The organism is Rouxiella sp. Mn2063 (assembly GCF_049319665.1).
In the GTDB taxonomy this organism is placed as follows: domain Bacteria; phylum Pseudomonadota; class Gammaproteobacteria; order Enterobacterales; family Enterobacteriaceae; genus JBMOUD01.
In genome coordinates this window covers 160,744-180,833 of record NZ_JBMOUD010000003.1, presented here as the reverse complement: position 1 = coordinate 180,833, position 20,090 = coordinate 160,744, and the positions used below count along the sequence as shown (strand labels likewise).

The window sequence follows — 20,090 nt, the reverse complement described above, 5'->3', positions numbered from 1 at the left end:
AATTAGGCCACCGCTACGTCATACATGGCATTATTGCCACTAGTGCCATTAAAAATATCGAGGTCATTTACCCTGGCGACGATGTTATTAGCAATATCCATCTCACTCTGCCCTGCTGCCGCATAGATATGAATATCAACGGATTTGTTACTTTGATCGTTGATAATTGGTCTTAGATTTTCAGGAGAAGCTTGGGATAATGTTGTGGAAAATGGCACATAATCTTTAGGTTGATTATTGGTTTTCGGTGTTATGGATTGTTGTTCACTAGACTCTTCTTTTTCTGGTTTAAGAGAAAAATTATTAGGCTCACCATCGATAGCATCTACAAGCTTGTCCTTGAGCTCAGGAGATAAGGACCAGCCACCAGATTTCTTATCTACTTTCATAGCGTCTAGGCGCATATCCCATAGTTTTTTGAATGTTCCCGGTTGGTCAACGTCTTTGTCGTACCAATTGCCAAGCCCGTGCCTATGCGCATATTCTTTGGCCTCTTCCTTGTTAGCAGGTCCAGCACTATACATTTGCAATATGAGACCTTTCTCTCTTCTTTCTTCTTCCTCCGTTAACAGTTGTTTAGGTTTTTTAGGCGAAATGCCTTCAATCACTGGAGCAATAAAACCCCCTGTACGCCCCATTGCCTCAGTTGTGAAAGAATTCCCAAAAGTTAATAGATGATCTATTGCTGTATTAAACCGATATGCGCCATCGGCCCCTTGAGGCGATAAAACACTATAACGTTGCTCTTCAGCAATATTTTCAGTGAAATTATTCCCCGTAGATCGCAGATAATTTACTAGTTTAACCGCATCACCACCTAATAATTCACTGGTAATCTGAGATGCTGCGGCATCGTCTTTTAATGATACTATTTTATCAATTAAAATTTTGAACTTATCTAGGTCACTCGAGCCTGTTAAATCATCTAATTTAATTCCCAGTGTATCTAATGCATTTTGCTTTTCTGGGTAATATTCAAGATTATCAAACTGCCAAGCATATTTCTTAAACCCCAAAAAGATATCGCCGATATATTCAGCACCAAAACCAAAACTTTTCCCAAGGGAATCCCAAGCATTCCAAGTCTCTATACCCAAACCATAGCCACGTGCCAACCCAACAGAAGCAGCTGTCGAACTATTTATCTCATACATTTTTTCCAAAGCATCTTTGCCGAGTTTAATTACCTCTGCAGCGATGCCTAGAGAAGATAATGATTTAGAGAAGATCTTCCCCATTCCTTCCTGAGGTAACAATTTATTTAACAAAGAATTTTTTGATAAGTGAGATTTTTTATCACTGTCATTATTTAAGGTTTCAGCCTTCACAGCAGCAGGGCGTAGTAAACCAATACTTTTACTAAAAATATCGGTCATCCTCACCAACTGTGCAATCTGCGATTGCATGAATTTCTGGTTATTAATAATAGTTAATGTTGAATAGAATAAACGCTCTGACAAGCCATCATTAAAAGCATCCATCGACTTAAAAGCATTACTTATTTCGCTCACGGTTAATGATCTCCACTTCCTTTATCAAAAACGAATGAAACGTACTAAATGGCAGATTCAGGTAATCCGCCATAGAAAAAGAGAGCCGTCGACCCAGCAACATTAAACCTTGCTGGATTTCGTCTTCGGACGCTTCTTGGGCGGCAGCATAAAAACTTGGAAAGCCTCCGTCAGTTGTAAATAATCGGCGGTGGTGATCATGGTCATATCTGACTCATTGATATTGCATAAATCAGCCAACATTTTGGCCTCTTTCTCTTCATCGGTACCGCGCGCTTTAGAAAATGCAATACGGTCTCTTACCAGCGGTTCCCGCATGGTGACTTCTTCCAGCAAACTGCCATCAGCCAATTGCAGTGGGGAATAAAGTGCAATAGTGGTCGTGCTTCCAGGATAAGACATTATAAAACTCCATAAAAAAACGGCCCGCAGGCCGTTGATTAATTAACTAAAATTAAAGGCGAATTTTTGCAGACAGGCCGCCGAGTTGATCAAGGCCGTTAATGCGACGAATGCAACGCTCGGTGTCAATCTCAAACAAGTCTTTACCTTCAACGCTACGCTTGTAGTAACGAACGGCAATTTCGACTGTCACCGCGCTCTCTGAGAGATTTTTATTTCCGCGAGCATCGGCGGTAATTTTCGACACGAAACCTTCAATTTCATCAATCGCCCCCAGCGCAGTGCCGTTACTTAAATAGCCTTCATAGGCCATAAAACGAGGACTGGTACCCTGCACAAAACCGAAGTTGCTCAACACATCGAGATCAATACCGTAGAATTTAATCTTGCAGGTTAGCGCTTCCATCCCATCATCAACCGGCGTGGGTGCGTCTTGTGCACCGGTGCGCAAATCGACTTTAGTAATAGATAATTCTGGCGGCGTATATTCATGCGCACCTTGAACACGAAAACCGTTGGCGAAGAATGTCCAGGCCCGTAATTTGCTTAATCCACTCATGATGCACTCATCTCCTCAGCTGCGTAGTTATTATTGACACGAACACGCAAAGTGATGCGCTCCGTTGGTGATTTCGGCCCAAAATCGTAGTTGATATACAACACGCCGGAGGCCATGGATTCAGCGGTATTGAGTTCTTCGTCCAACCAAGCATTACCACCAAAAATAGCGCCCAACCCTACTAATTGGCGGATATAAGCATTGATGGTGCCGATAACATCATCAGCATTTTGCTTATCCAGAGGGCGATCAACATACTGCAGTACCGTTTCTTGAATGCTGTCCTCAATCACGTCTGCGGTACGGCGTACCGACTCAAAACGCCATTGCGGGTCAGAACTGCACAGTCGGTTCCCCCAGTGCTTAAAGCCATCACGACGTACAATAGTGCTAATATTTTCCATATTCAGCAGGTTAGCCTGGCAAGTTGCATCGCCAAGGATGAACTCATCAACCTGTTCCACGCCGAGAATGTTTTCGATGTTTTGATTGGATTTACTCCACCACCAGCCCTTTTCCACATCAATACGCGCACGTAAACCAGCCGCGCGACCAGAATAAGGACGGTATTCAATCTCCCCCTGACTATTGGCAACCGAAACACGCGGTCGTAACAGTTCAGTACGCGCACCATATGCCGCCCGACGTTGTACAACATCTTGCGGCGTTGCCATTGAGGCACAATCGACATATGCCACGGCACGTAGTTTATTGGCTAAGGTTTCCAAGGCGTGTCCTACCGCGTCATCCTCACTAAAACCTGGCGCAATAAGAATACGCGGCTGATACCCAGTGACTGATTTACTCTCGGACCAGCACTCGATACCCGCCAAAATGTTGCTACGTTGTTTAGTCGCCGACTCATCAGCATCGACTCGAACAACAACCATCAACGCATTAGTCTGATCGGTAATATCGGCAATCGTGGCGGCCAGAGTCCCAGCCAAACCCAATTTTTTAATTTGTGAACTTCCTACCACGGCAACAGGCGTATTAAGCGGGAATGGCTCTTCTTCGCCACCTGTTAACGAGACGTTAAATGGCAATACAACACCCGTTGCATCCGTTGCTGTGATAACAATTTGCGACTCAGTCAAGGCGTTAACGATGCCGGCAACCTCAGCCGCAGTAGCCTTCACCACACCTTGTGCATCGCAACCGAGCGTAATAGTCAGTACACCGGCAGAAAATGTCGCGCTGGTCGCAACTTTGGCGGGGTTCAACGCATCAGGAATCGCAGCAACAGCGGAAATACGGTACTGATTACCGAGTATCCCAGGTTTTTTAGCGCTAAAGATCAGTTGGTTTCCAAGCAATGGCGTACCCGCAGTCACGCTAGCAACCTTTCCTTTAGACGCATTGGGCGCCGTGCCAACTACCCCAATAATTGCAGTCCCAATGGTCGTTACCGCCACGGTTCCAGATGTAATTTCTATTGTTTCTACACCATGTAATTCAGTCATACATTCTCCGTACTCCGTACATAAAAAAACCCGCCGAAGCGGGTTACATAGGTTGGTTGGGTTTCCCCGTTATCCCTCCGCTGTCGCCAGCGTGGTTATGACTATTGAAAATTTCCCTCACTCGATCGATGGTACTTTTACCATCAGAAATTTCGCCTGTTACCGATAAGTTGCCTCGGATTGCTGTTTGAGAATTGAGCGTTGTCTCTCCCTGAACAGTTAACGTATCGGTAATTTCTACAGGTCCGCGTAGCGTTCCCTGACCAATAATTTCATAGGTGCCGTTATTGGCAATTTTGATCCTTAACGCATGAGAGTTTCGGTTATATCGAACCTCAGTGCCGTCACCGTAAGTGGTAATATGTTCACCATCGTCACCAAGAGGAACGGGTAGTTTTCCTGTATTCCAACCGGGCAAAACCCGGCCATTATTCAAATCCCCCGCCTCAGATAACACGGTCACCGCATCACCAACCATGTAAGGATTGGAATCTGCGCGATTCTGGCCAGCATAAGTCTGATACAAGGGAAGCCACCCAGTAACAATCTCGCCAAGCGCAACTCTGCAAACAGGTTGTGGGCCGTTGTTGATAGAGTGAATAACGCCGCGGCGCACCATATTTGCCAATCTACGCTGTAAGTCACCTAATACTTCCTCACTCATCAGCGGCCTCTTTACGTTGATAGATTGATTGGTAATCACCACGGTGTAATAGACCAATATCCGGCGCTTTTCCCAGCAAAATATCTTTTATTGGTGCGGCTGTTGATTCGTCGGGATCAGTACCTAAGGCACCAACTTGGCTAAATGATATATTCCATACAACATAATCATCCTGCGCTGGCGTAAACTCATAAGTTCCAGCCTGCGTAAAGACGGCACAATCCAGAGCTTCTAATCCAAATTGCTGACCCTCGACCCAGTGGCTAAGCTCAGCCGCTGCTGTACGTATAGCAATTTGACTATCTGCTGTATTCTGATGGCTCATTACAATGAACAAATTAGCATCAAATTTGACCTGTAACTGATTATCCGCATTAGCAAAATAGCGCCAATTTTCCACTGAGAAATAAACCGTAGAAGGTTGCAGGGTCGTCGTATTACCTGGATAGATCTCTGCTGACTTCACCCAAGAAATTTCACGCAACGCGGACAACACCGCATTGTGGTAGTCAGCCATTAATACTGGTTTTGTCATAGCGTCCTCATTGATTAAACGATGTGTTCACACCGAGTTATTTCTTGCACTGTTTCACTACATCGCTCACATAGTGCTGTAAGTAATCTACTTTGGCTTGATCACTGATGATTCCGGCCCGGATATCGAGAATGTTTCGTCCAGTTTCTGCAGTGAGTTCGACTTCGGTTGCATCGCCCAAGCCGCGGGTTGAGGAATGGTCATTTCCACTGGGGTGACAATTTGCGAGCTTGGTGACGGCGATACGCATGCGCTGAGCACCAGTGGCAACATCAGATTTAAGGCTTTCATTTTTTGCCAAAGCATCTGCTAACTCCTTGGTATACTGGGTATCTAGCGCGGCTGCGGCCTGTTGCGAAGCGTTAACTCTGGCATTAGCCGCATTAATCTCAGCTATTTTTTCTTGGTTAATCTGAGCTATCTCCGCGCTATGCTGTAGTTGAAGGTGTGCTACATCAGCGTCCCAACGCATTCCTTCAATCCACCACATCAGACCACCAACCAAAATAGTGATGACAAAAAACTGTATTTTGATATTTATTCTCCTCCCATCAGACACACCTCTCGTTCCACCTCTCGCCGATTTATCAGCCCCTTCCACTTAACACCGCCGGCATAAACCCATTGCCTTAAACCATCACAAGCTTGTTGATAGTTACCAGCATTAAGATTTCGTAATAAAGATGAGTGCTCGAAAGCGCTAATACCGACGTTATAACTGAAAGTAATCAACGCCGCTTTTTGATACTCGCTAGCGGGTACTTTTACGGAGCGTTGTACTGAGAGGCTAAAAGGTTTGAGATCTTGATTGAGCATTATTTGACATTCAGATTCCGTATATTGTTTACCGGGAACAATATCGCTTCCAGTATGTCCGTAACATACGGTCAAAATACCCGCGACATCTCGATAGGGTTCATAACGAACGCCTTCGAGAGTCGGTATCATTACTGTGGCAATAGCCAGTGCCCCTCCTCCAGCAACACTTATAATTTTTTTTCGTAAAGCCGCAGACATCGTCATGTTTAATCGCCTCGGATAATGGTTTTTCCTAACGATGCAGCAGCTTCAATGGCTTTGGTTTGTCGGCGTTGAAAATAGAGGTTGGTAAAATAAGTGGCGACACCGATTAAAATACCGATAATCAGCGCTACTTTGTCCCAGTCTAAATTCGAAAACCAATTGCCGAGTGCGATGAGAATTCCCGACATTGAATAAGCCCCCGCTGTGCTTACCTTTTCTGGCATATTTTTCATTCCGATCACCGCCAACTAAGTTGGGTGTGCTATAGATATAAAGAATACCGCCGCGATGTTATTACATTGCAGATAGATAATATATTCATAGTGCTCAATACGTTCGCAGGCGGAAAATTAAATCAATGAGATATAAATCTGTTAGTTAATCTAATATACCAAGAATAATTGAAGTTACGCCAAAGAGTAAACGAGTTCTCTCGATGAGCTGGGATTACATATGTGATTTTGGCAAACACGTGCAGTCAACAAAGAGGTTACGTCAAGTATAATGGATATATACCCGCCCTACTTCAAGTTACAAGGTTATTGGCTATTCTAAATTATTGCCCGCCTGCATCTCGAAGCCTATTGGGTGTAGATTAATCAATAGATTCGCTTTTTTATAAAAACCAATCAATTATTACAGTGATAAAGAAATAAAACTCTATTATTAGCCATATAAAAAAACCTCAACCGTAAAAGATTGAGGTTCGATTAAATAGGCTTGAATTTCGTAACTTCGCCACTATGGGATAAATCTAATCCTGTTTTATTCAAAATGCAAATGCTTTTTTTAATTTTTTCACTCCCCCTATAAACATACTCTCTGAGATAAATCAGAATAATGAGTACAACAGACGATAAAAAATCCATGAACCTATAATACAAAAAAAGCCTTAAGGCTAAAAACCTCAAGGCTTTATATAGCAACAATTGAGATTATTACTATTCCACTGTGGAATTAAAATAAACCAGGTTTATGCATATTGCAAATGTATTTATAATTTTAATGCGTTAATTTTAACCGGTCACTTTATCAAATATATCATTAGCATAGTTCTCCTCTTGATCGCATTTACTGACAAGCATCTCAAAAAGAGGTTTCCAGTTTCTTGACCACGAGGACTGAGTTAGTTCAGGAAGCAATGCTTTAATTGCTGAATAACCGACTGAAGATGGCATTCGTTTGTACCCACGCCCTGCACAGCGCTCACATATTTTTAATACTGCCGTTCCGGTTTCCTTGGTTTTTTCTCGATCAAGTACTTTCCCTGCCCCCCCACAGCGACAACGATTTGAAATAACACCTTTCCCTTTGCAAGATTTACACTTTTCACGTACTTGCTGTTGTTCAATAACTGGCGGGATCTTCTCTTCGCCACTAATGCCAAAGTAGCCAGGATATTTCACCACATCTTTAGTCGTGATGACCGACCCTTTTCCGGCGCAGCAAGAACAAGATGTTGTAGCAGCAGCTGAGTTGCTATATTCCTCGTATGCAAGCTTAGCTAATATCGCCATACAGGATGCTAAACGGCGGCCAGCGACTTTTCCAACATGTTTGTATTTTGGCGATTGCTGCATCGCAAAATGAGTCAATCGATCAACAGTTTTATGGGCATCTTCTTTGCTTATGCCGGTCTTGCCGAGAAATGCGCCAATTCCGAATGCTGCTTTTGATTCTGTGTAGCCAAGCCCGGCCATCATATCCGCGCTAGATAATCCATCCGAAGATGTTGCACGTGGTGAATCACTGTAAATCTGGCTCTTTGGGCTAAAGTTTTTTAGCGCTTTTTCTAATTTCATTATTTCCCCCGCTAGCCTGATTATTATTTGTGTAGTTAATTTGTGCTCCACTCTGGATGACATTAAGAAAAATGGCCTAAACTAACTTGTTTAGAATCAAGCAATTAGTGGCTTTACTCGGTCTTCTCGCTGTTTAGCACTCCATTCACCTATACACATCAACCTTATATAGAGTTGTTATTCATTGCTGTAAATATGTATGTGACGCATATTATGCCTTAAGCGCAATTTAATCAACACGAGTTGTACTAAAAACATTAAAAATGTATCATTCGCAAATTATCTATACAGGGGGAACCTATGATGAGCGTAGGACACAAGATAAGAGAACTTCGCAAAGCCAAAAAAATGACCATTTCTGAGTTAGCTCAGGCCATCGGTGGAGATGTAGGCAATTTGTCTAGATTAGAACGGGGGCAGCAGGGTTACAGCGATAATTCATTAAAAAAAATCGCAGAAGCCTTGAATGTTCCAGTGGCTGAGTTATTCTCTAGCGACAAGGAAGAAAACACTGTTCATAAATACAGTGTTGATTCGCTTTCTAACCATGGAGACAAAAATGTGTATAGGGTTGATATCCTAGATGTGTCCGCCAGTGCTGGCAACGGTGCTACCTCACATGAAGTTGTCGAACTTATCAGTTCAATTGAATACACAAACGAACATGCGAAAGTTATTTTTGGTGGGAAACCTGCTAGTGTCGTCAAATTAATCAACGTTCGCGGTGACAGTATGGAAGGAACGATCGAGCCGGGGGATCTGATTTATGTTGATATTTCAGTAGGGAATTTTGATGGTGATGGAATTTATGTTTTTGATTTTAATGGAGATACTTACGTAAAAAGATTGCAAAAAATCAAAAATGAGCTTCACGTTATTTCTGATAATAAAAATTATAAAGATTGGACGATCAATCTCGAAGAGCTCAGCATGCTCCATGTCTCGGGAAGAGTAATGCTAAGTCAATCTCAGCATTTAAGACGTCATGGATGATACCCGTAATCTTGTTTCCTTCAATCTCTTTTACATAGAGGTGGCATTTGAGCCATTGCTGTATGTTAAAAACAGCAATGGTTTCAAAAGTTATTAAGCTCTACATAAAATTATGTATTTTAAAAATGAGTATAAAGATAAAACACGTCTAAATAACCCTATTAAGCAATGGTACTTTAGATACCATTTGAGAGATTATAAATGATATGGAGAAACAAAATAATGAGAGCAATGGTATAACATAAATAACATCCCACCCCCACAAATCGAATCCTATATACCTCGCCATACTTTCTAAAACAATCAAATGTACTAAGTAGACGCAAAAACACTTTGAGCTTATACTGGATATTAAAAAGTTAATTCTTTTTGGGAAATTGAAATCAATACTCACCATGCAAAGGAATAAACATATTGATGCAATAACAACCAATGGTGAAATGTAAACAAAGAACACTTCTGTCGGATGGCCAATATAATTCGATGTCGCCCATGTGAGTAGTATAGTAAGCAGTGTTGAAAATAGAAATAAATTTAATAAAACCCTTCTTTTAAAAATCAAGCTAGACGTTTTCTTTATCACCCCCCCGATAAAATAATATCCTGACAAATAAATATATGTATCTAGATGCCCATCGCCTAACATCTGTCCGTGCTTGAAGATAACGGAATTAACTTGCAGTATGCATGAGTACACGCACACTACGAAAAACCATGAAATCAACATGTACTTAAATATATTACTATCGCCATTGCTAATAATAAGTCTAAGTGCTGGCGTCATTAAATACATTATGATTATTGCATACAAAAACCAAAGGTGATAATAAGCTGGTGTTGTTATAACATTCAACACATTAAAATCAAAGCTACTTTTCGTATAATAAGCCACATATAATTTATATAAAACAGTCCAAAATAAAAATGGAATAAATATCTTAGATGCTCTTTTAATGAAGAAAACGCTCACACTTTCTTTTTTATCCAATAGCAAATAACCAGACAAAATAAAAAAAAGAGGAACAGACACTCTAGAGATGGAATCATATATTAATGCGACATCCCATGCGGTATGAAACCTCATGAATGAAACGGCTGAAACATGTAAAAGCACAACTAACAACATAGAGAAAACCCTGATTAAATCCAGATTTATTCTTTTATCATTATGATACATATCGTTTTCACTTTTATATTTTATTTAAAATTAAGGGGTTTATTCAATTAAAAAACCAACTTAATTATTAAATGTTTTTATTATTTTACTGTATGTAATCTACGCTCAAAAAAAATCAAGCAATTAAACTATTTTGTATTAAAAAAGCCGTAATAATAAGCCTATTGATAACTCCATCTAAAAAATGAATATCCAGTCGATAAGACGCCCTTACTTGGCGTATCATACTAGGATAATTGCATACCAATTAAGCGAATTGAAACCTATTTTATACGTTAAAGCAGTCATTGCCCTTTAAGAGCAAAAACAAGTTAGTCAAAGATATTACGAGCCTGATGAGTAATCTGATTATTTTTATTTCCAAGCCATGCCTAATACACATAACCCGCAGATGAAAACCTTCCCCATCCAGATAAGCTTCCATAGACAGGATTTAAGAAGAACTGACTTCGCTCTACAGAGTCGAATTAGCAGGGTCAATTCTGCATTATCACTATAGTCAGTGGGCGGGTTATGGGTGTAGTCTCTGGTTGTATCATCTATGGATACGGCGACCAGAATGATTCTTCCCTTGGCCCTCATTATTTATTATCGGGCTCAAGAACAAAGCAACATAGAATTTTGGTTGATTAGTACAAAAACAAAAAAACCACCCGAAGGTGGCATAACGACATTACTACATTATTGCTTTTGATTATTCAGACAATTTTCCATGGTACCCGGGACGAGACTTGAACTCGTACAGCGCGAACGCCGAGGGATTTTAAATCCCTTGTGTCTACCGATTCCACCACCCGGGCTCCGGGAAAATTGGAGGCGCGTTCCGGAGTCGAACCGGACTAGGCGGATTTGCAATCCGCTACATAACCGCTTTGTTAACGCGCCTTAAATCTTTACTAATCTTACTATTAGACGATATTACTATCTTCTAACTAAATTTGGAGCGGGAAACGAGACTCGAACTCGCGACCCCGACCTTGGCAAGGTCGTGCTCTACCAACTGAGCTATTCCCGCACTAATCAGAACTTGCTGATTTTTTTACTTATCTTAAGGCGTAAACCTCAGTGCCTCTCGATGCGTTGCATTCTACTTACCTGAGACAATGAGTCAATAAAATTATTGTCGCAAATAGATCGTTTGCCGTTTTTTAACTCACTTTGATCAAGGTTCCAGCAAATCATCGCGTGCAGCGCTTAAATATTGGAACATTGACCAGAACGTCAACACCGCTGCAACGTACAATGCAATGACACCAACGACTACTGCAATATCATTAGGACGCCACAACAGGGCAAAAAGAGACAACATTTGTGCTGTTGTTTTGACTTTGCCAATCCAGGATACAGCCACACTGCTACGTTTACCGATTTCTGCCATCCATTCACGCAACGCTGAGATAATAATTTCTCGCGCAATCATGGTGGCAGCCGGTAACGTAATCCACCAAGCATGAAAATGTTCTGCTACTAGCACTAAGGCAATAGCAACAAGCACTTTATCTGCTACGGGATCAAGAAACGCGCCAAAACGCGTCGTTTGCTTAAGGCGGCGCGCGAGATAACCATCGAACCAATCGGTAATCGCCGCAAATACAAAGATAAGCGCGCATGCCATGGGTGCCCATTCGTACGGCAAGTAAAATGCCAACACAAAAAATGGGATCATTGCGACACGAAACAAGGTAAGGCACGTCGGTATATTAAATTGCATTAGCGTCGTTAACTGTCTGTCAGGTGTATAATTTATGAGTATGTTGCTACAACGACCTCAGTGTTTCAACGCATTATGGATCTTTTCTGCTAATGCGTGCGAAATACCAGGAACATTTGCAATCTCCTCAACACTGGCATTCAACAAAGGTTGAATGCCCCCCATGTATTTAAGTAGCACTTGTCGCCGCTTTGGCCCAACACCTTCTATTTCCTCTAGTGCGCTAGTATTGCGTACTTTTGCTCGTCGCTGCCGGTGTCCTGTAATCGCATGATTATGAGAATCATCACGAATGTGCTGGATCACATGCAGCGCAGGTGAATCAGATGGCAAAGCAATCCCCTCACCTTCAGGAACAAAAAATAGCGTCTCAAGTCCGGCTTTACGATCGGCTCCTTTGGCAATACCTATCAACAGTGGTTTAGATTTATCCCAGGTAACGTCTAATCCTTTAAACACATCGATAGCCATACCGAGTTGCCCTTTACCGCCGTCGATAAAGATCACATCAGGAATCTTTTGCTCTTCTAGAGCTTTACCGTAGCGCCTAGAGAGTACTTGGGCCATAGCCGCATAATCATCCCCTGGCGTGATGCCAGTAATATTATAACGACGATACTCTGAGCGAACCGGCCCATTTGCGTCAAACACTACGCAAGATGCCACGGTTTGCTCGCCCATCGTATGACTGATATCAAAACATTCCATTCGGTTGATATCTGAAAGCTTCAATGTCTTGGACAATTCAGCCATACGCTGATGAATAGTAGATTGCTGAGATAATTTTGTCGTTAACGCAGTTGATGCGTTGGTACGAGCCAATTTAAGATAACGAGCGCGATCGCCACGAGGTTTGCTTTGAATCTGCACTTTTCGGCCAGCCATCTCACTAAGAGATTCTGCTAATAGTTCTTTCTCTGGCAAATTGAAGTCCAGCAGAATTTCGCCTGGTAAGGTTCGAGCTTGACTGCCCTGAAGATAAAACTGGCCCACAAAAGTCTGTACAACCTCACCCAACTCTGTGCCACCAGGAATTTTGGGGTAATAGCTGCGGCTACCTAGTACTTTACCTTGGCGAATAAATAAAACATGTAAACACGCCATGCCTGATTCAAAAGCGACGCCAATAACATCCAAATCTTCGCTGTCACCGGTGACAAACTGGCGTTCAGTGACCCGACGTACAGCCTGAATTTGATCGCGAAAACGTCCAGCGTCCTCAAAACGCAACTCACCGCTAGCCTTTTCCATTCTTTCAACCAGTTGAGAAACAACTTGCTGATCTTTGCCAGCAAGAAATAGGCGAACATACTCAACCTGCTGTTTATACTCGTCTTCGCTCACTAAACCAGCAACACAAGGCCCTAAGCAACGGCCTATCTGATATTGCAAGCAAGGACGTGAACGGTTGCGATAAACGCTGTTTTCACACTGACGAATTGGGAAAAGTTTTTGTAGCAGGGTTAATGTTTCCCTGACGGCATATGAATTAGGAAAGGGGCCAAAATATTCACCTTTGGCGTGTTTAGCACCACGATGGATTGCCAAACGAGGATGATCATCAGCACTCAGAAAGATGAGCGGATAAGACTTATCGTCACGCAACAACACGTTATAACGCGGCTGATAAAGCTTAATGTAATTATGCTCTAATAACAGCGCTTCGGTTTCCGTATGTGTAACGGTCACATCAATTTGTGCGATATTTTTGACCAGCGTTTCTGTCTTGCGACTGGAAACCTGAACACGAAAATAGCTTGATAACCGCTTTTTAAGATCCTTGGCTTTGCCAACGTAGATGACCGTTTCAGATGCGTCATACATCCTGTAAACACCAGGCTGACTGGTCACTGTTTTTAAAAAGATTTTCGGGTCAAAACGCTCATCATTCACTGCCAGATAAGGTCTCCGCATTGTAAAGGCCGTGGCGGATTGCTAAATGCGTCAATTCTACGTCACCGCTGATGTTTAATTTAGTGAACATTCTATAACGATAACTGTTAACTGTCTTTGGACTCAAGTTCAGTTGCTCAGAAATTTCATTCACTTTCTGGCCTTTGGTTATCATCAGCATGATTTGTAGTTCGCGCTCTGATAAAGAATCGAAAGGCGTTTCTGATTGAGGCTCGATCTGGCTGAGTGCCATTTGCTGTGCGATATCAGAGGCAATGTAACGCTGGCCAGAATCTACGAGTCGAATCGCGTTAACGACTTCTTGTGGTGCAGCGCCTTTACTAAGATAACCAGATGCCCCAGCCTGCATAACTTTGGCTGGTAAGGGGTTTTCAGTATAAATAGTCAACATGATTATTTTCACATCTGGCTTGAAGCGAACAATTTTCTTTGTTGCTTCTAATCCACCAATACCCGGCATATTCATGTCCATCAAGACAATATCGGCGTCATTGCTGCGACACCACTTGACAGCATCTTCGCCGCATTGGGCTTCACCAACAACTTTAATGCCTTTGATATCCTCTAAAATGCGTCGAATCCCTGCGCGCACCAGTTCGTGGTCATCAACAAGAAGAACGCTAATCAAAGAGAAATCTCCAAAGTTCAGTGCGTCATATGCCCGTATTGTTATCAAGTGCCACGTAAAAGTTTACATATTTTACATCAACCTAACACACTTGAAATCTTGCTTGCGGGCAATGTTTGCATAATTAGTAGATGGCAAAAACAGGCCGTTCTGCCAATGCAGAAAACATGACGGTGGATAAATAACAACGTTATACACCCATAACATTCGTCGCTACATCTTGGTTGGCGCTGTTCACTAAGCCCGATCGCTTACCTGAGTAAGCCTCTCCACTTGCCATCTAGATGCTGCTTCAATTATTTAGGGTATGCAGAAATTCTTTTATTTTAACCATGCTATTTTACTTCATCGTAGTGATTTTAACCAAGCGCTGAGGTTACAAACCCTAGAGACAAAAATGTAAAATATAAATTCCAACCCATTCAGATTATGGGTAAAAATTCTTGGTTTGCAACTAAAAAGCGAATTATACCATAGCACTAAAGGTGCAACAGTAATGATACAGTCTCTTAAGTAAACATCCATTTTTACTGGTAAAAAATGGAATTGCCGTCTGAAAACGACAAAACATCCACAACATGCTAAAAATACCAAGAATATTCCCAAGGGATTAAATAATGAACTTTCCCTTGCCTCTGTTTGTACATTTTCAAAGCGAGTACATTGAGAAATTGACGTATTAGCTTACCGTCCAGATTTCGCCACGGTAGTTTTGACTGTGATACTATAGCGGCTACTTTAACCTGTAGTATCTGCAGGGCGCAGCATCCGCATAAAATTTTTTGCCACCATGATTTACGACTGTTAACGGCAGTCAAGATAGGAGTTAAAAATGAGTTTACGTGAGTTCACCACACAGCCTGACGTTGAAACCCTGGCAACAGAAGTCGCCTGTCTTAAGGCAACACTGACCTTAATATTAAGAGCAATCGGTCAGGTTGATGCCGGCAAAGTTGTCCTTAATATGGAAAAATTATCCTCTGAGATTGAAGATGAACAACAAACTGCCATTTTCAAAGAGACGTTGCGCCAAATAAAATCAGGCTACCTAAAATAAATTTTTTGTTAAGCCTGTTGTCGGCAGGCTTTCCTTCACCTCTCAATCATCAATTCAACAACGAAACCTTAATTGCACCATAAATTAATATCATTCCTGCTATTATTGATATTCGTATCCCATGATAGGAGTGCAATACAATGAGTAATCAAGACAACACAACGCGAGCGGATAAGGTTCATATAAATGATGGCCTAAGTGAATTACGTAAAGTCGCAGATCAGTTAACCGAAGCAGAACTTGAGAAAATAGCCGCTCAGGCGAAGCAAGAAGCGGAAGATGCAAAAAACGCCAAACATAGATAAATCATAAAGATAACTATAAATGAACGCCAACAATGAGCCACCGTTCTTTATTGCGGTGGCAATTTACCAAAAAACACAACCATGAAGTTAATAATTGCGAGTTAATGTTTGCAATATGTTAATGCAATGAAAACGATAATTTTATTAACTAATTATAATAATACCGACATTAAATTAATTCATTTTTATATGTTTTAATTACTCTTACCAAAATGTGCTTAAAAGTATTTTATTAAAGATTACCTAATGGATAATTCTTATTATTAGGCCTATGGTAGTTAGCAAGCATTCATAAAAAAAACTGGGTAAGCATTATTTAAAATAAGAGGATAACTATGTCTATTAATGGAAAAGTGGCTCTGGTCACAGGTGCAGGGCAAGGTATAGGCAAAGCGATAGCTTTACGTCTCGCTCAAGATGGCTTCTCGGTTGCTGTTGTAGATTTCAATAGAGAAACGGCCAAACAGGTTGCGGAAGAAATTAATCATAACGGCGGGCGAGCGATAGCATTGGTCGCTGACGTATCTGACCGTGATCAAGTATTTGCTGCAGTAGAAGAAACAAAAAACCAGTTCGGTGGCTTCGATGTTATCGTCAATAATGCGGGTATTGCACCAACAACATTGATAGAAGATATCACCCCAGAAATTGTCGACAAAGTTTATAACATCAACGTGAAAGGTGTTATCTGGGGTATTCAAGCAGCAGTAAAAGCCTTTAAATCTCTTGGCCATGGCGGGAAGATCATTAACGCTTCTTCGCAAGCCGGACATGTAGGTAATCCCGAACTTGCTGTATACAGTTCAAGTAAGTTTGCCGTTCGCGGTCTTACGCAAACAGCTGCTCGCGATCTTGCCAGCCTAGGGATCACCGTTAATGCATACTGCCCGGGTATAGTAAAAACACCAATGTGGGAAGAGATCGATCGCCAAGTTTCCGCTGCAGCTGGCCAACCCGTTGGTTATGGAACAAAAGAGTTTGCCAAAAATATTACGCTGGGAAGATTGTCGGAACCTGAAGATGTCTCAGCTTGTGTCTCCTTCCTGGCTGGCCCTGATTCAAATTATATGACCGGTCAAGCGTTGCTAATCGATGGTGGGATGGTCTTCAAATAACCAAGGTACATACCCCAAATCATTAGAGTTGCCTCGAGGCGACAAATGAGCAAAGCCAGCGCAGAAGCAACTCCAAGTATGACAGATATAAATACCCTGCCCCGTATCCTACTGCGGGGCATCTTCTCAAGCTCCACGCCATAAAACCCAACCCATTGTTTATAATACAAAAAAAATAACCTCATTCGCCTCCGACTTACTTAACTAAAGAAAATCCCACTTAAATTGATTTTTTCATTTACAGACAACGCTACGTATCGTATCGTTATGCATATCTAATACGTTGGTGTTGCTTAGGCTACTTTTGGCCGCCTTATCTCTCTAGCTGACTAGTCTCTCTAGTGAGATAAGGCATCTTTTCTTTACACTATCGTTGGATAGCTTTTTATTCACAGTCTTCTATTTGTTCGCCAATGAAATACAAAACCCATCAAATTTACATTTAATAACAATTATAATTATATTGTTATTATCGATATTATTATAGCTGGATTGCTAAGTGCAAAATATGATGCTATTAAAAGCTTAATGAGTGAATCGTTATTAATCGACTCGTTGCTGAATTGAGCAATGTTCGAACGCCAACCAATGATTAAAATCCTGTGACTTAACCAATGGATCTAATGACCCGGTTAATAAATTATTCGCCGATTCATTAATGACCTCTACCCGTTTGGAAAATATTTCTCTCCAATTCATTCTTGTGATACTAGTCACAACTTAAAATGATATTATCCCTCCGACCTTATCAATATTTGATTAATTAATGTTCAACCTGTCTATTATGTAAAAATTATTATACATTCGCTGTGATTTAATTCTTTTTACTGATTGCAATCAAACCGGTTTTTAACATTATGATTACATCAATTCGCTGTACTCCCGTTCAGATACCGCGATAAATGAAATGGGCCAGCTATAGAGCCCACAAATGAAAACAGACAGGAAACGATAAAATATGCAAGAAGAGCCAAAAACCTCACCAGACAGTAGTGAGGGCACCGACAGTCTGCGACGTCACCTCACTAACCGGCATATCCAGCTTATCGCCATCGGAGGCGCAATAGGTACCGGCCTATTTATGGGCTCTGGTAAAACGATCAGCCTCGCAGGACCGTCGATCATTTTCGTTTATATGATCATCGGTTTTATGCTGTTCTTCGTGATGAGAGCGATGGGTGAACTATTGCTGTCGAACCTGGAATACAAATCCTTTAGTGACTTTGCTGCCGATTTACTTGGCCCTTGGGCTGGTTACTTTACAGGCTGGACCTACTGGTTTTGCTGGGTGGTTACCGGTATTGCGGATGTCGTCGCCATTAGTGCCTATGCGCAATTTTGGTTCCCTGACCTTTCGGTTTGGGTTGCGTCACTTGCTTGTGTATTAGTATTACTTAGTCTTAATCTCGCTACAGTGAAAATGTTTGGGGAAATGGAATTTTGGTTTGCGATGATTAAAATCGTTGCCATTATTGCCCTGATCATTGCGGGCTTAGTCATGGTGCTTTACCACTTCAAGACGCCTGGCGGCAGCGTAGCTTCTTTCAGTAATCTATGGAATGATGGCGGCTTCTTCCCGAAAGGAATTAGCGGATTTTTCGCCGGTTTCCAGATAGCCATCTTCGCATTTGTCGGTATTGAACTCGTCGGTACTACGGCGGCTGAGACCAGCGATCCTAACAAATCCTTACCGCGTGCAATCAATGCCATCCCACTGCGTATTATCATGTTCTACGTGTTTTCACTGATCATGATTATGTCCGTTACGCCTTGGGGTTCAGTCGTTGCCGACAAGAGCCCATTTGTTGAATTGTTTGTTTTGGCCGGTTTACCTGCCGCGGCAAGTATCATCAACTTTGTTGTCTTAACCTCAGCGGCATCTTCAGCGAACAGTGGCGTATTCTCTACCAGCCGCATGCTGTTTGGTCTGGCACAAGAAGGTAATGCACCTAAATCATTCGGTAAACTATCATCACGCGCCGTTCCCTCTAATGGCCTGATGTTCTCGTGTATCTGTTTACTCGGTGGCGTAGTCCTGATCTATCTGATCCCTAATGTGATTACCGTCTTTACGATGGTAACCACGGTGTCAGCGATCCTGTTCATGTTTGTCTGGAGCATTATCCTCAGCTCTTATTTGGTTTACCGTCGTAAACGTCCACAGCTACACGCCGCATCTATTTATAAAATGCCGCTGGGGATTGTGATGTGTTGGGTATGTTTGGCCTTCTTTGCTGGCGTTTTAGTTCTGCTTACCTTACGCCCTGATACGCGCCAAGCGCTGATGGTCACGCCATTGTGGTTTGTGATTTTAGGTATCGGTTACTGGCTTCGCTGCAGAAACCGTCGAGCTTAGTGTTGTTTGACAAACCCCACTGACAAACGAGGGAGGTTTATGTGACCATTTATACACATAACCTCCCTCGATGTTTGCAACGCTATCTTTGCTGATACGCTCAATCGCGCAGCGTTAAGCCTTCGATAATAATGTGCTGAATGGTGGTCACTGTCTGCTCAAAAAAGTCGTCATTATCGAGAGTACAGCCAGTAATAGCCTCTATTTGCACACTGAAATCAGCATAGTGTTGTGTGGTTGCCCATAGCATAAAAATTAAATGCAATGGTTCAACCGGCGCAATCAATCCCGCCTTAATCCACCCACGGATAATAGCTGATTTATCCTCCACCAGCTGTTTAAGATCGCCTCCTAGCTCTTGTTTCAACAGGGCCGCGCCTTGCAGCATTTCCATGCAAAATAAACGCGAGGCTTGTGGGTGATCGCGGGAAACGCCCAATTTCAACCGAATATATTCACGGATAGCATCAAGGGGCTGTTGGTCAGCGTGGAAGGCTCTTAAAGGCGCCAGCCAAACATCAAGAATATCTTTTAAAACGGCGATATAAAGCGCTTCTTTAGAGGGAAAGTAGTAAAGAAGATTAGTTTTAGATACATCCGCTCGCTCGGCAACCTGGTCTAAACGCGTGCCATGAATACCATATAAAGAGAAGTATTCTAATGCAGCAGCCATAATAACCTGACGTTTTGCCGCCACCGCTCGAGAACGACGTGTCGCCGATTTTTTATGACTCGACTCTATCTCTTTACTATGTAAATCGACTGTTCCCCGCCTTGCCTGACTCGTCAAATGCCTCTCCCCCATTAATCATCATCTGAATAAAATCATAACAAATGCGTGGATCGCCCACCACGCCAATCATCTCCCCGCTACA

General features: G+C 42.1%; 20 protein-coding genes and 3 tRNA genes. 5 read left to right on the top strand and 18 right to left on the bottom strand.

The window, feature by feature from the left end; genetic code table 11:
* Positions 1-2: 2 nt before the first annotated feature.
* The 10 genes from ACL9RG_RS06230 to ACL9RG_RS06185 all read right to left on the bottom strand — a co-directional run bounded on the left by ACL9RG_RS06230 (position 3) and on the right by ACL9RG_RS06185 (position 7,959).
* Positions 3-1,511: a hypothetical protein gene (locus ACL9RG_RS06230; protein WP_422791731.1), complete on the bottom strand. Its 1,509-nt coding sequence runs from the start codon at positions 1,509-1,511 to the stop codon at positions 3-5.
* 102 nt (positions 1,512-1,613) lie between these two features.
* Positions 1,614-1,913, bottom strand: a complete 300-nt coding sequence (locus ACL9RG_RS06225) for a phage tail assembly protein (RefSeq protein ID WP_422791730.1) — start codon at positions 1,911-1,913, stop codon at positions 1,614-1,616.
* A gap of 52 nt (positions 1,914-1,965) precedes the next feature.
* Positions 1,966-2,472, bottom strand: a complete 507-nt coding sequence (locus tag ACL9RG_RS06220; protein WP_422791729.1) for a phage major tail tube protein — start codon at positions 2,470-2,472, stop codon at positions 1,966-1,968.
* Positions 2,469-3,935 (bottom strand): phage tail sheath family protein, encoded by a 1,467-nt coding sequence (locus ACL9RG_RS06215; RefSeq protein WP_422791728.1) that lies wholly within the window; start codon positions 3,933-3,935, stop codon positions 2,469-2,471. The genes ACL9RG_RS06220 and ACL9RG_RS06215 overlap by 4 nt, the downstream gene beginning before the upstream one ends.
* Before the next feature lie 43 nt (positions 3,936-3,978).
* Complete coding sequence (locus tag ACL9RG_RS06210) at positions 3,979-4,599, bottom strand: phage baseplate assembly protein V (protein WP_422791727.1); 621 nt, start codon at positions 4,597-4,599, stop codon at positions 3,979-3,981.
* Complete coding sequence (locus tag ACL9RG_RS06205; protein ID WP_422791726.1) at positions 4,592-5,134, bottom strand: hypothetical protein; 543 nt, start codon at positions 5,132-5,134, stop codon at positions 4,592-4,594. The genes ACL9RG_RS06210 and ACL9RG_RS06205 overlap by 8 nt, the downstream gene beginning before the upstream one ends.
* Before the next feature lie 37 nt (positions 5,135-5,171).
* Entirely contained in the window at positions 5,172-5,624 is a 453-nt protein-coding gene (locus ACL9RG_RS06200; protein ID WP_422791725.1) for a lysis system i-spanin subunit Rz, read from the bottom strand.
* Between the two features lie 47 nt (positions 5,625-5,671).
* Complete coding sequence (locus tag ACL9RG_RS06195) at positions 5,672-6,157, bottom strand: lysozyme (protein ID WP_422791724.1); 486 nt, start codon at positions 6,155-6,157, stop codon at positions 5,672-5,674.
* Positions 6,158-6,159: 2 nt separating this feature from the next.
* Positions 6,160-6,390 carry a phage holin gene (locus tag ACL9RG_RS06190; RefSeq protein WP_422791723.1) on the bottom strand — a complete coding sequence of 77 codons (231 nt, stop codon included), beginning with the start codon at positions 6,388-6,390 and terminating at the stop codon, positions 6,160-6,162.
* 783 nt (positions 6,391-7,173) lie between these two features.
* Positions 7,174-7,959: an antitermination protein gene (locus ACL9RG_RS06185; RefSeq protein ID WP_422791722.1), complete on the bottom strand. Its 786-nt coding sequence runs from the start codon at positions 7,957-7,959 to the stop codon at positions 7,174-7,176.
* Between the two features lie 303 nt (positions 7,960-8,262).
* On the opposite strand from ACL9RG_RS06185, the gene ACL9RG_RS06180 reads away from it, so the two are divergent.
* Positions 8,263-8,952 carry an XRE family transcriptional regulator gene (locus tag ACL9RG_RS06180; protein WP_422791967.1) on the top strand — a complete coding sequence of 230 codons (690 nt, stop codon included), beginning with the start codon at positions 8,263-8,265 and terminating at the stop codon, positions 8,950-8,952.
* Positions 8,953-9,100: 148 nt separating this feature from the next.
* On the opposite strand, the gene ACL9RG_RS06175 is transcribed toward ACL9RG_RS06180, so the two are convergent.
* The 7 genes from ACL9RG_RS06175 to uvrY form a co-directional block, all read right to left on the bottom strand.
* The gene (locus ACL9RG_RS06175) at positions 9,101-10,129 is read right to left on the bottom strand and encodes an acyltransferase (RefSeq protein WP_422791721.1); all 1,029 of its coding nucleotides are present in this window, start codon (positions 10,127-10,129) and stop codon (positions 9,101-9,103) included.
* Between the two features lie 713 nt (positions 10,130-10,842).
* A tRNA-Leu gene (locus ACL9RG_RS06170) sits at positions 10,843-10,929 on the bottom strand.
* A gap of 11 nt (positions 10,930-10,940) precedes the next feature.
* Positions 10,941-11,014 (bottom strand) — tRNA-Cys (locus ACL9RG_RS06165).
* 54 nt (positions 11,015-11,068) lie between these two features.
* Positions 11,069-11,144 (bottom strand) — tRNA-Gly (locus ACL9RG_RS06160).
* 147 nt (positions 11,145-11,291) lie between these two features.
* Positions 11,292-11,840 (bottom strand): CDP-diacylglycerol--glycerol-3-phosphate 3-phosphatidyltransferase, encoded by a 549-nt coding sequence (pgsA, locus tag ACL9RG_RS06155; protein WP_422791720.1) that lies wholly within the window; start codon positions 11,838-11,840, stop codon positions 11,292-11,294.
* A 57-nt stretch (positions 11,841-11,897) separates the two neighbouring features.
* Entirely contained in the window at positions 11,898-13,754 is a 1,857-nt protein-coding gene (uvrC, locus tag ACL9RG_RS06150; RefSeq protein ID WP_422791719.1) for an excinuclease ABC subunit UvrC, read from the bottom strand.
* On the bottom strand, positions 13,726-14,382 hold the full coding sequence (gene uvrY / locus ACL9RG_RS06145) for a UvrY/SirA/GacA family response regulator transcription factor (protein ID WP_422791718.1): 657 nt from the start codon (positions 14,380-14,382) through the stop codon (positions 13,726-13,728). Before uvrY ends, uvrC begins: the two co-directional genes overlap by 29 nt.
* 832 nt (positions 14,383-15,214) lie before the next feature.
* Here uvrY and ACL9RG_RS06140 point away from each other — a divergent pair.
* The 4 genes from ACL9RG_RS06140 to cycA all read left to right on the top strand — a co-directional run bounded on the left by ACL9RG_RS06140 (position 15,215) and on the right by cycA (position 19,215).
* Complete coding sequence (locus ACL9RG_RS06140; protein WP_422791717.1) at positions 15,215-15,439, top strand: DUF2594 family protein; 225 nt, start codon at positions 15,215-15,217, stop codon at positions 15,437-15,439.
* A 140-nt stretch (positions 15,440-15,579) separates the two neighbouring features.
* A complete protein-coding gene (locus ACL9RG_RS06135) occupies positions 15,580-15,744 on the top strand; it encodes a hypothetical protein (RefSeq protein ID WP_422791716.1) in 165 nt (54 codons plus the stop codon).
* A 335-nt stretch (positions 15,745-16,079) separates the two neighbouring features.
* Entirely contained in the window at positions 16,080-16,859 is a 780-nt protein-coding gene (locus ACL9RG_RS06130) for a (S)-acetoin forming diacetyl reductase (protein ID WP_422791715.1), read from the top strand.
* A 958-nt stretch (positions 16,860-17,817) separates the two neighbouring features.
* Positions 17,818-19,215 (top strand): D-serine/D-alanine/glycine transporter, encoded by a 1,398-nt coding sequence (gene cycA / locus ACL9RG_RS06125; RefSeq protein ID WP_422791714.1) that lies wholly within the window; start codon positions 17,818-17,820, stop codon positions 19,213-19,215.
* A 100-nt stretch (positions 19,216-19,315) separates the two neighbouring features.
* Here the strand turns inward: cycA and rutR are convergent, their stop codons facing one another.
* Positions 19,316-19,957, bottom strand: a complete 642-nt coding sequence (rutR, locus tag ACL9RG_RS06120; protein WP_422791966.1) for an HTH-type transcriptional regulator RutR — start codon at positions 19,955-19,957, stop codon at positions 19,316-19,318.
* Positions 19,958-20,090: the final 133 nt, after the last annotated feature.

Bases quoted from the DNA above. Each gene is read 5' to 3' on its own strand.
- ACL9RG_RS06225 (WP_422791730.1), bottom strand. From the start codon at position 1,913: ATGTCTTATCCTGGAAGCACGACCACTATTGCACTTTATTCCCCACTG.
- ACL9RG_RS06220 (WP_422791729.1), bottom strand. From the start codon at position 2,472: ATGAGTGGATTAAGCAAATTACGGGCCTGGACATTCTTCGCCAACGGT.
- ACL9RG_RS06215 (WP_422791728.1), bottom strand. From the start codon at position 3,935: ATGACTGAATTACATGGTGTAGAAACAATAGAAATTACATCTGGAACC.
- ACL9RG_RS06210 (WP_422791727.1), bottom strand. From the start codon at position 4,599: ATGAGTGAGGAAGTATTAGGTGACTTACAGCGTAGATTGGCAAATATG.
- ACL9RG_RS06205 (WP_422791726.1), bottom strand. From the start codon at position 5,134: ATGACAAAACCAGTATTAATGGCTGACTACCACAATGCGGTGTTGTCC.
- ACL9RG_RS06200 (WP_422791725.1), bottom strand. From the start codon at position 5,624: ATGTGGTGGATTGAAGGAATGCGTTGGGACGCTGATGTAGCACACCTT.
- ACL9RG_RS06195 (WP_422791724.1), bottom strand. From the start codon at position 6,157: ATGACGATGTCTGCGGCTTTACGAAAAAAAATTATAAGTGTTGCTGGA.
- ACL9RG_RS06190 (WP_422791723.1), bottom strand. From the start codon at position 6,390: ATGAAAAATATGCCAGAAAAGGTAAGCACAGCGGGGGCTTATTCAATG.
- ACL9RG_RS06185 (WP_422791722.1), bottom strand. From the start codon at position 7,959: ATGAAATTAGAAAAAGCGCTAAAAAACTTTAGCCCAAAGAGCCAGATT.
- ACL9RG_RS06180 (WP_422791967.1), top strand. From the start codon at position 8,263: ATGAGCGTAGGACACAAGATAAGAGAACTTCGCAAAGCCAAAAAAATG.
- ACL9RG_RS06175 (WP_422791721.1), bottom strand. From the start codon at position 10,129: ATGTATCATAATGATAAAAGAATAAATCTGGATTTAATCAGGGTTTTC.
- pgsA (WP_422791720.1), bottom strand. From the start codon at position 11,840: ATGCAATTTAATATACCGACGTGCCTTACCTTGTTTCGTGTCGCAATG.
- uvrC (WP_422791719.1), bottom strand. From the start codon at position 13,754: ATGCGGAGACCTTATCTGGCAGTGAATGATGAGCGTTTTGACCCGAAA.
- ACL9RG_RS06140 (WP_422791717.1), top strand. From the start codon at position 15,215: ATGAGTTTACGTGAGTTCACCACACAGCCTGACGTTGAAACCCTGGCA.
- ACL9RG_RS06135 (WP_422791716.1), top strand. From the start codon at position 15,580: ATGAGTAATCAAGACAACACAACGCGAGCGGATAAGGTTCATATAAAT.
- ACL9RG_RS06130 (WP_422791715.1), top strand. From the start codon at position 16,080: ATGTCTATTAATGGAAAAGTGGCTCTGGTCACAGGTGCAGGGCAAGGT.
- cycA (WP_422791714.1), top strand. From the start codon at position 17,818: ATGCAAGAAGAGCCAAAAACCTCACCAGACAGTAGTGAGGGCACCGAC.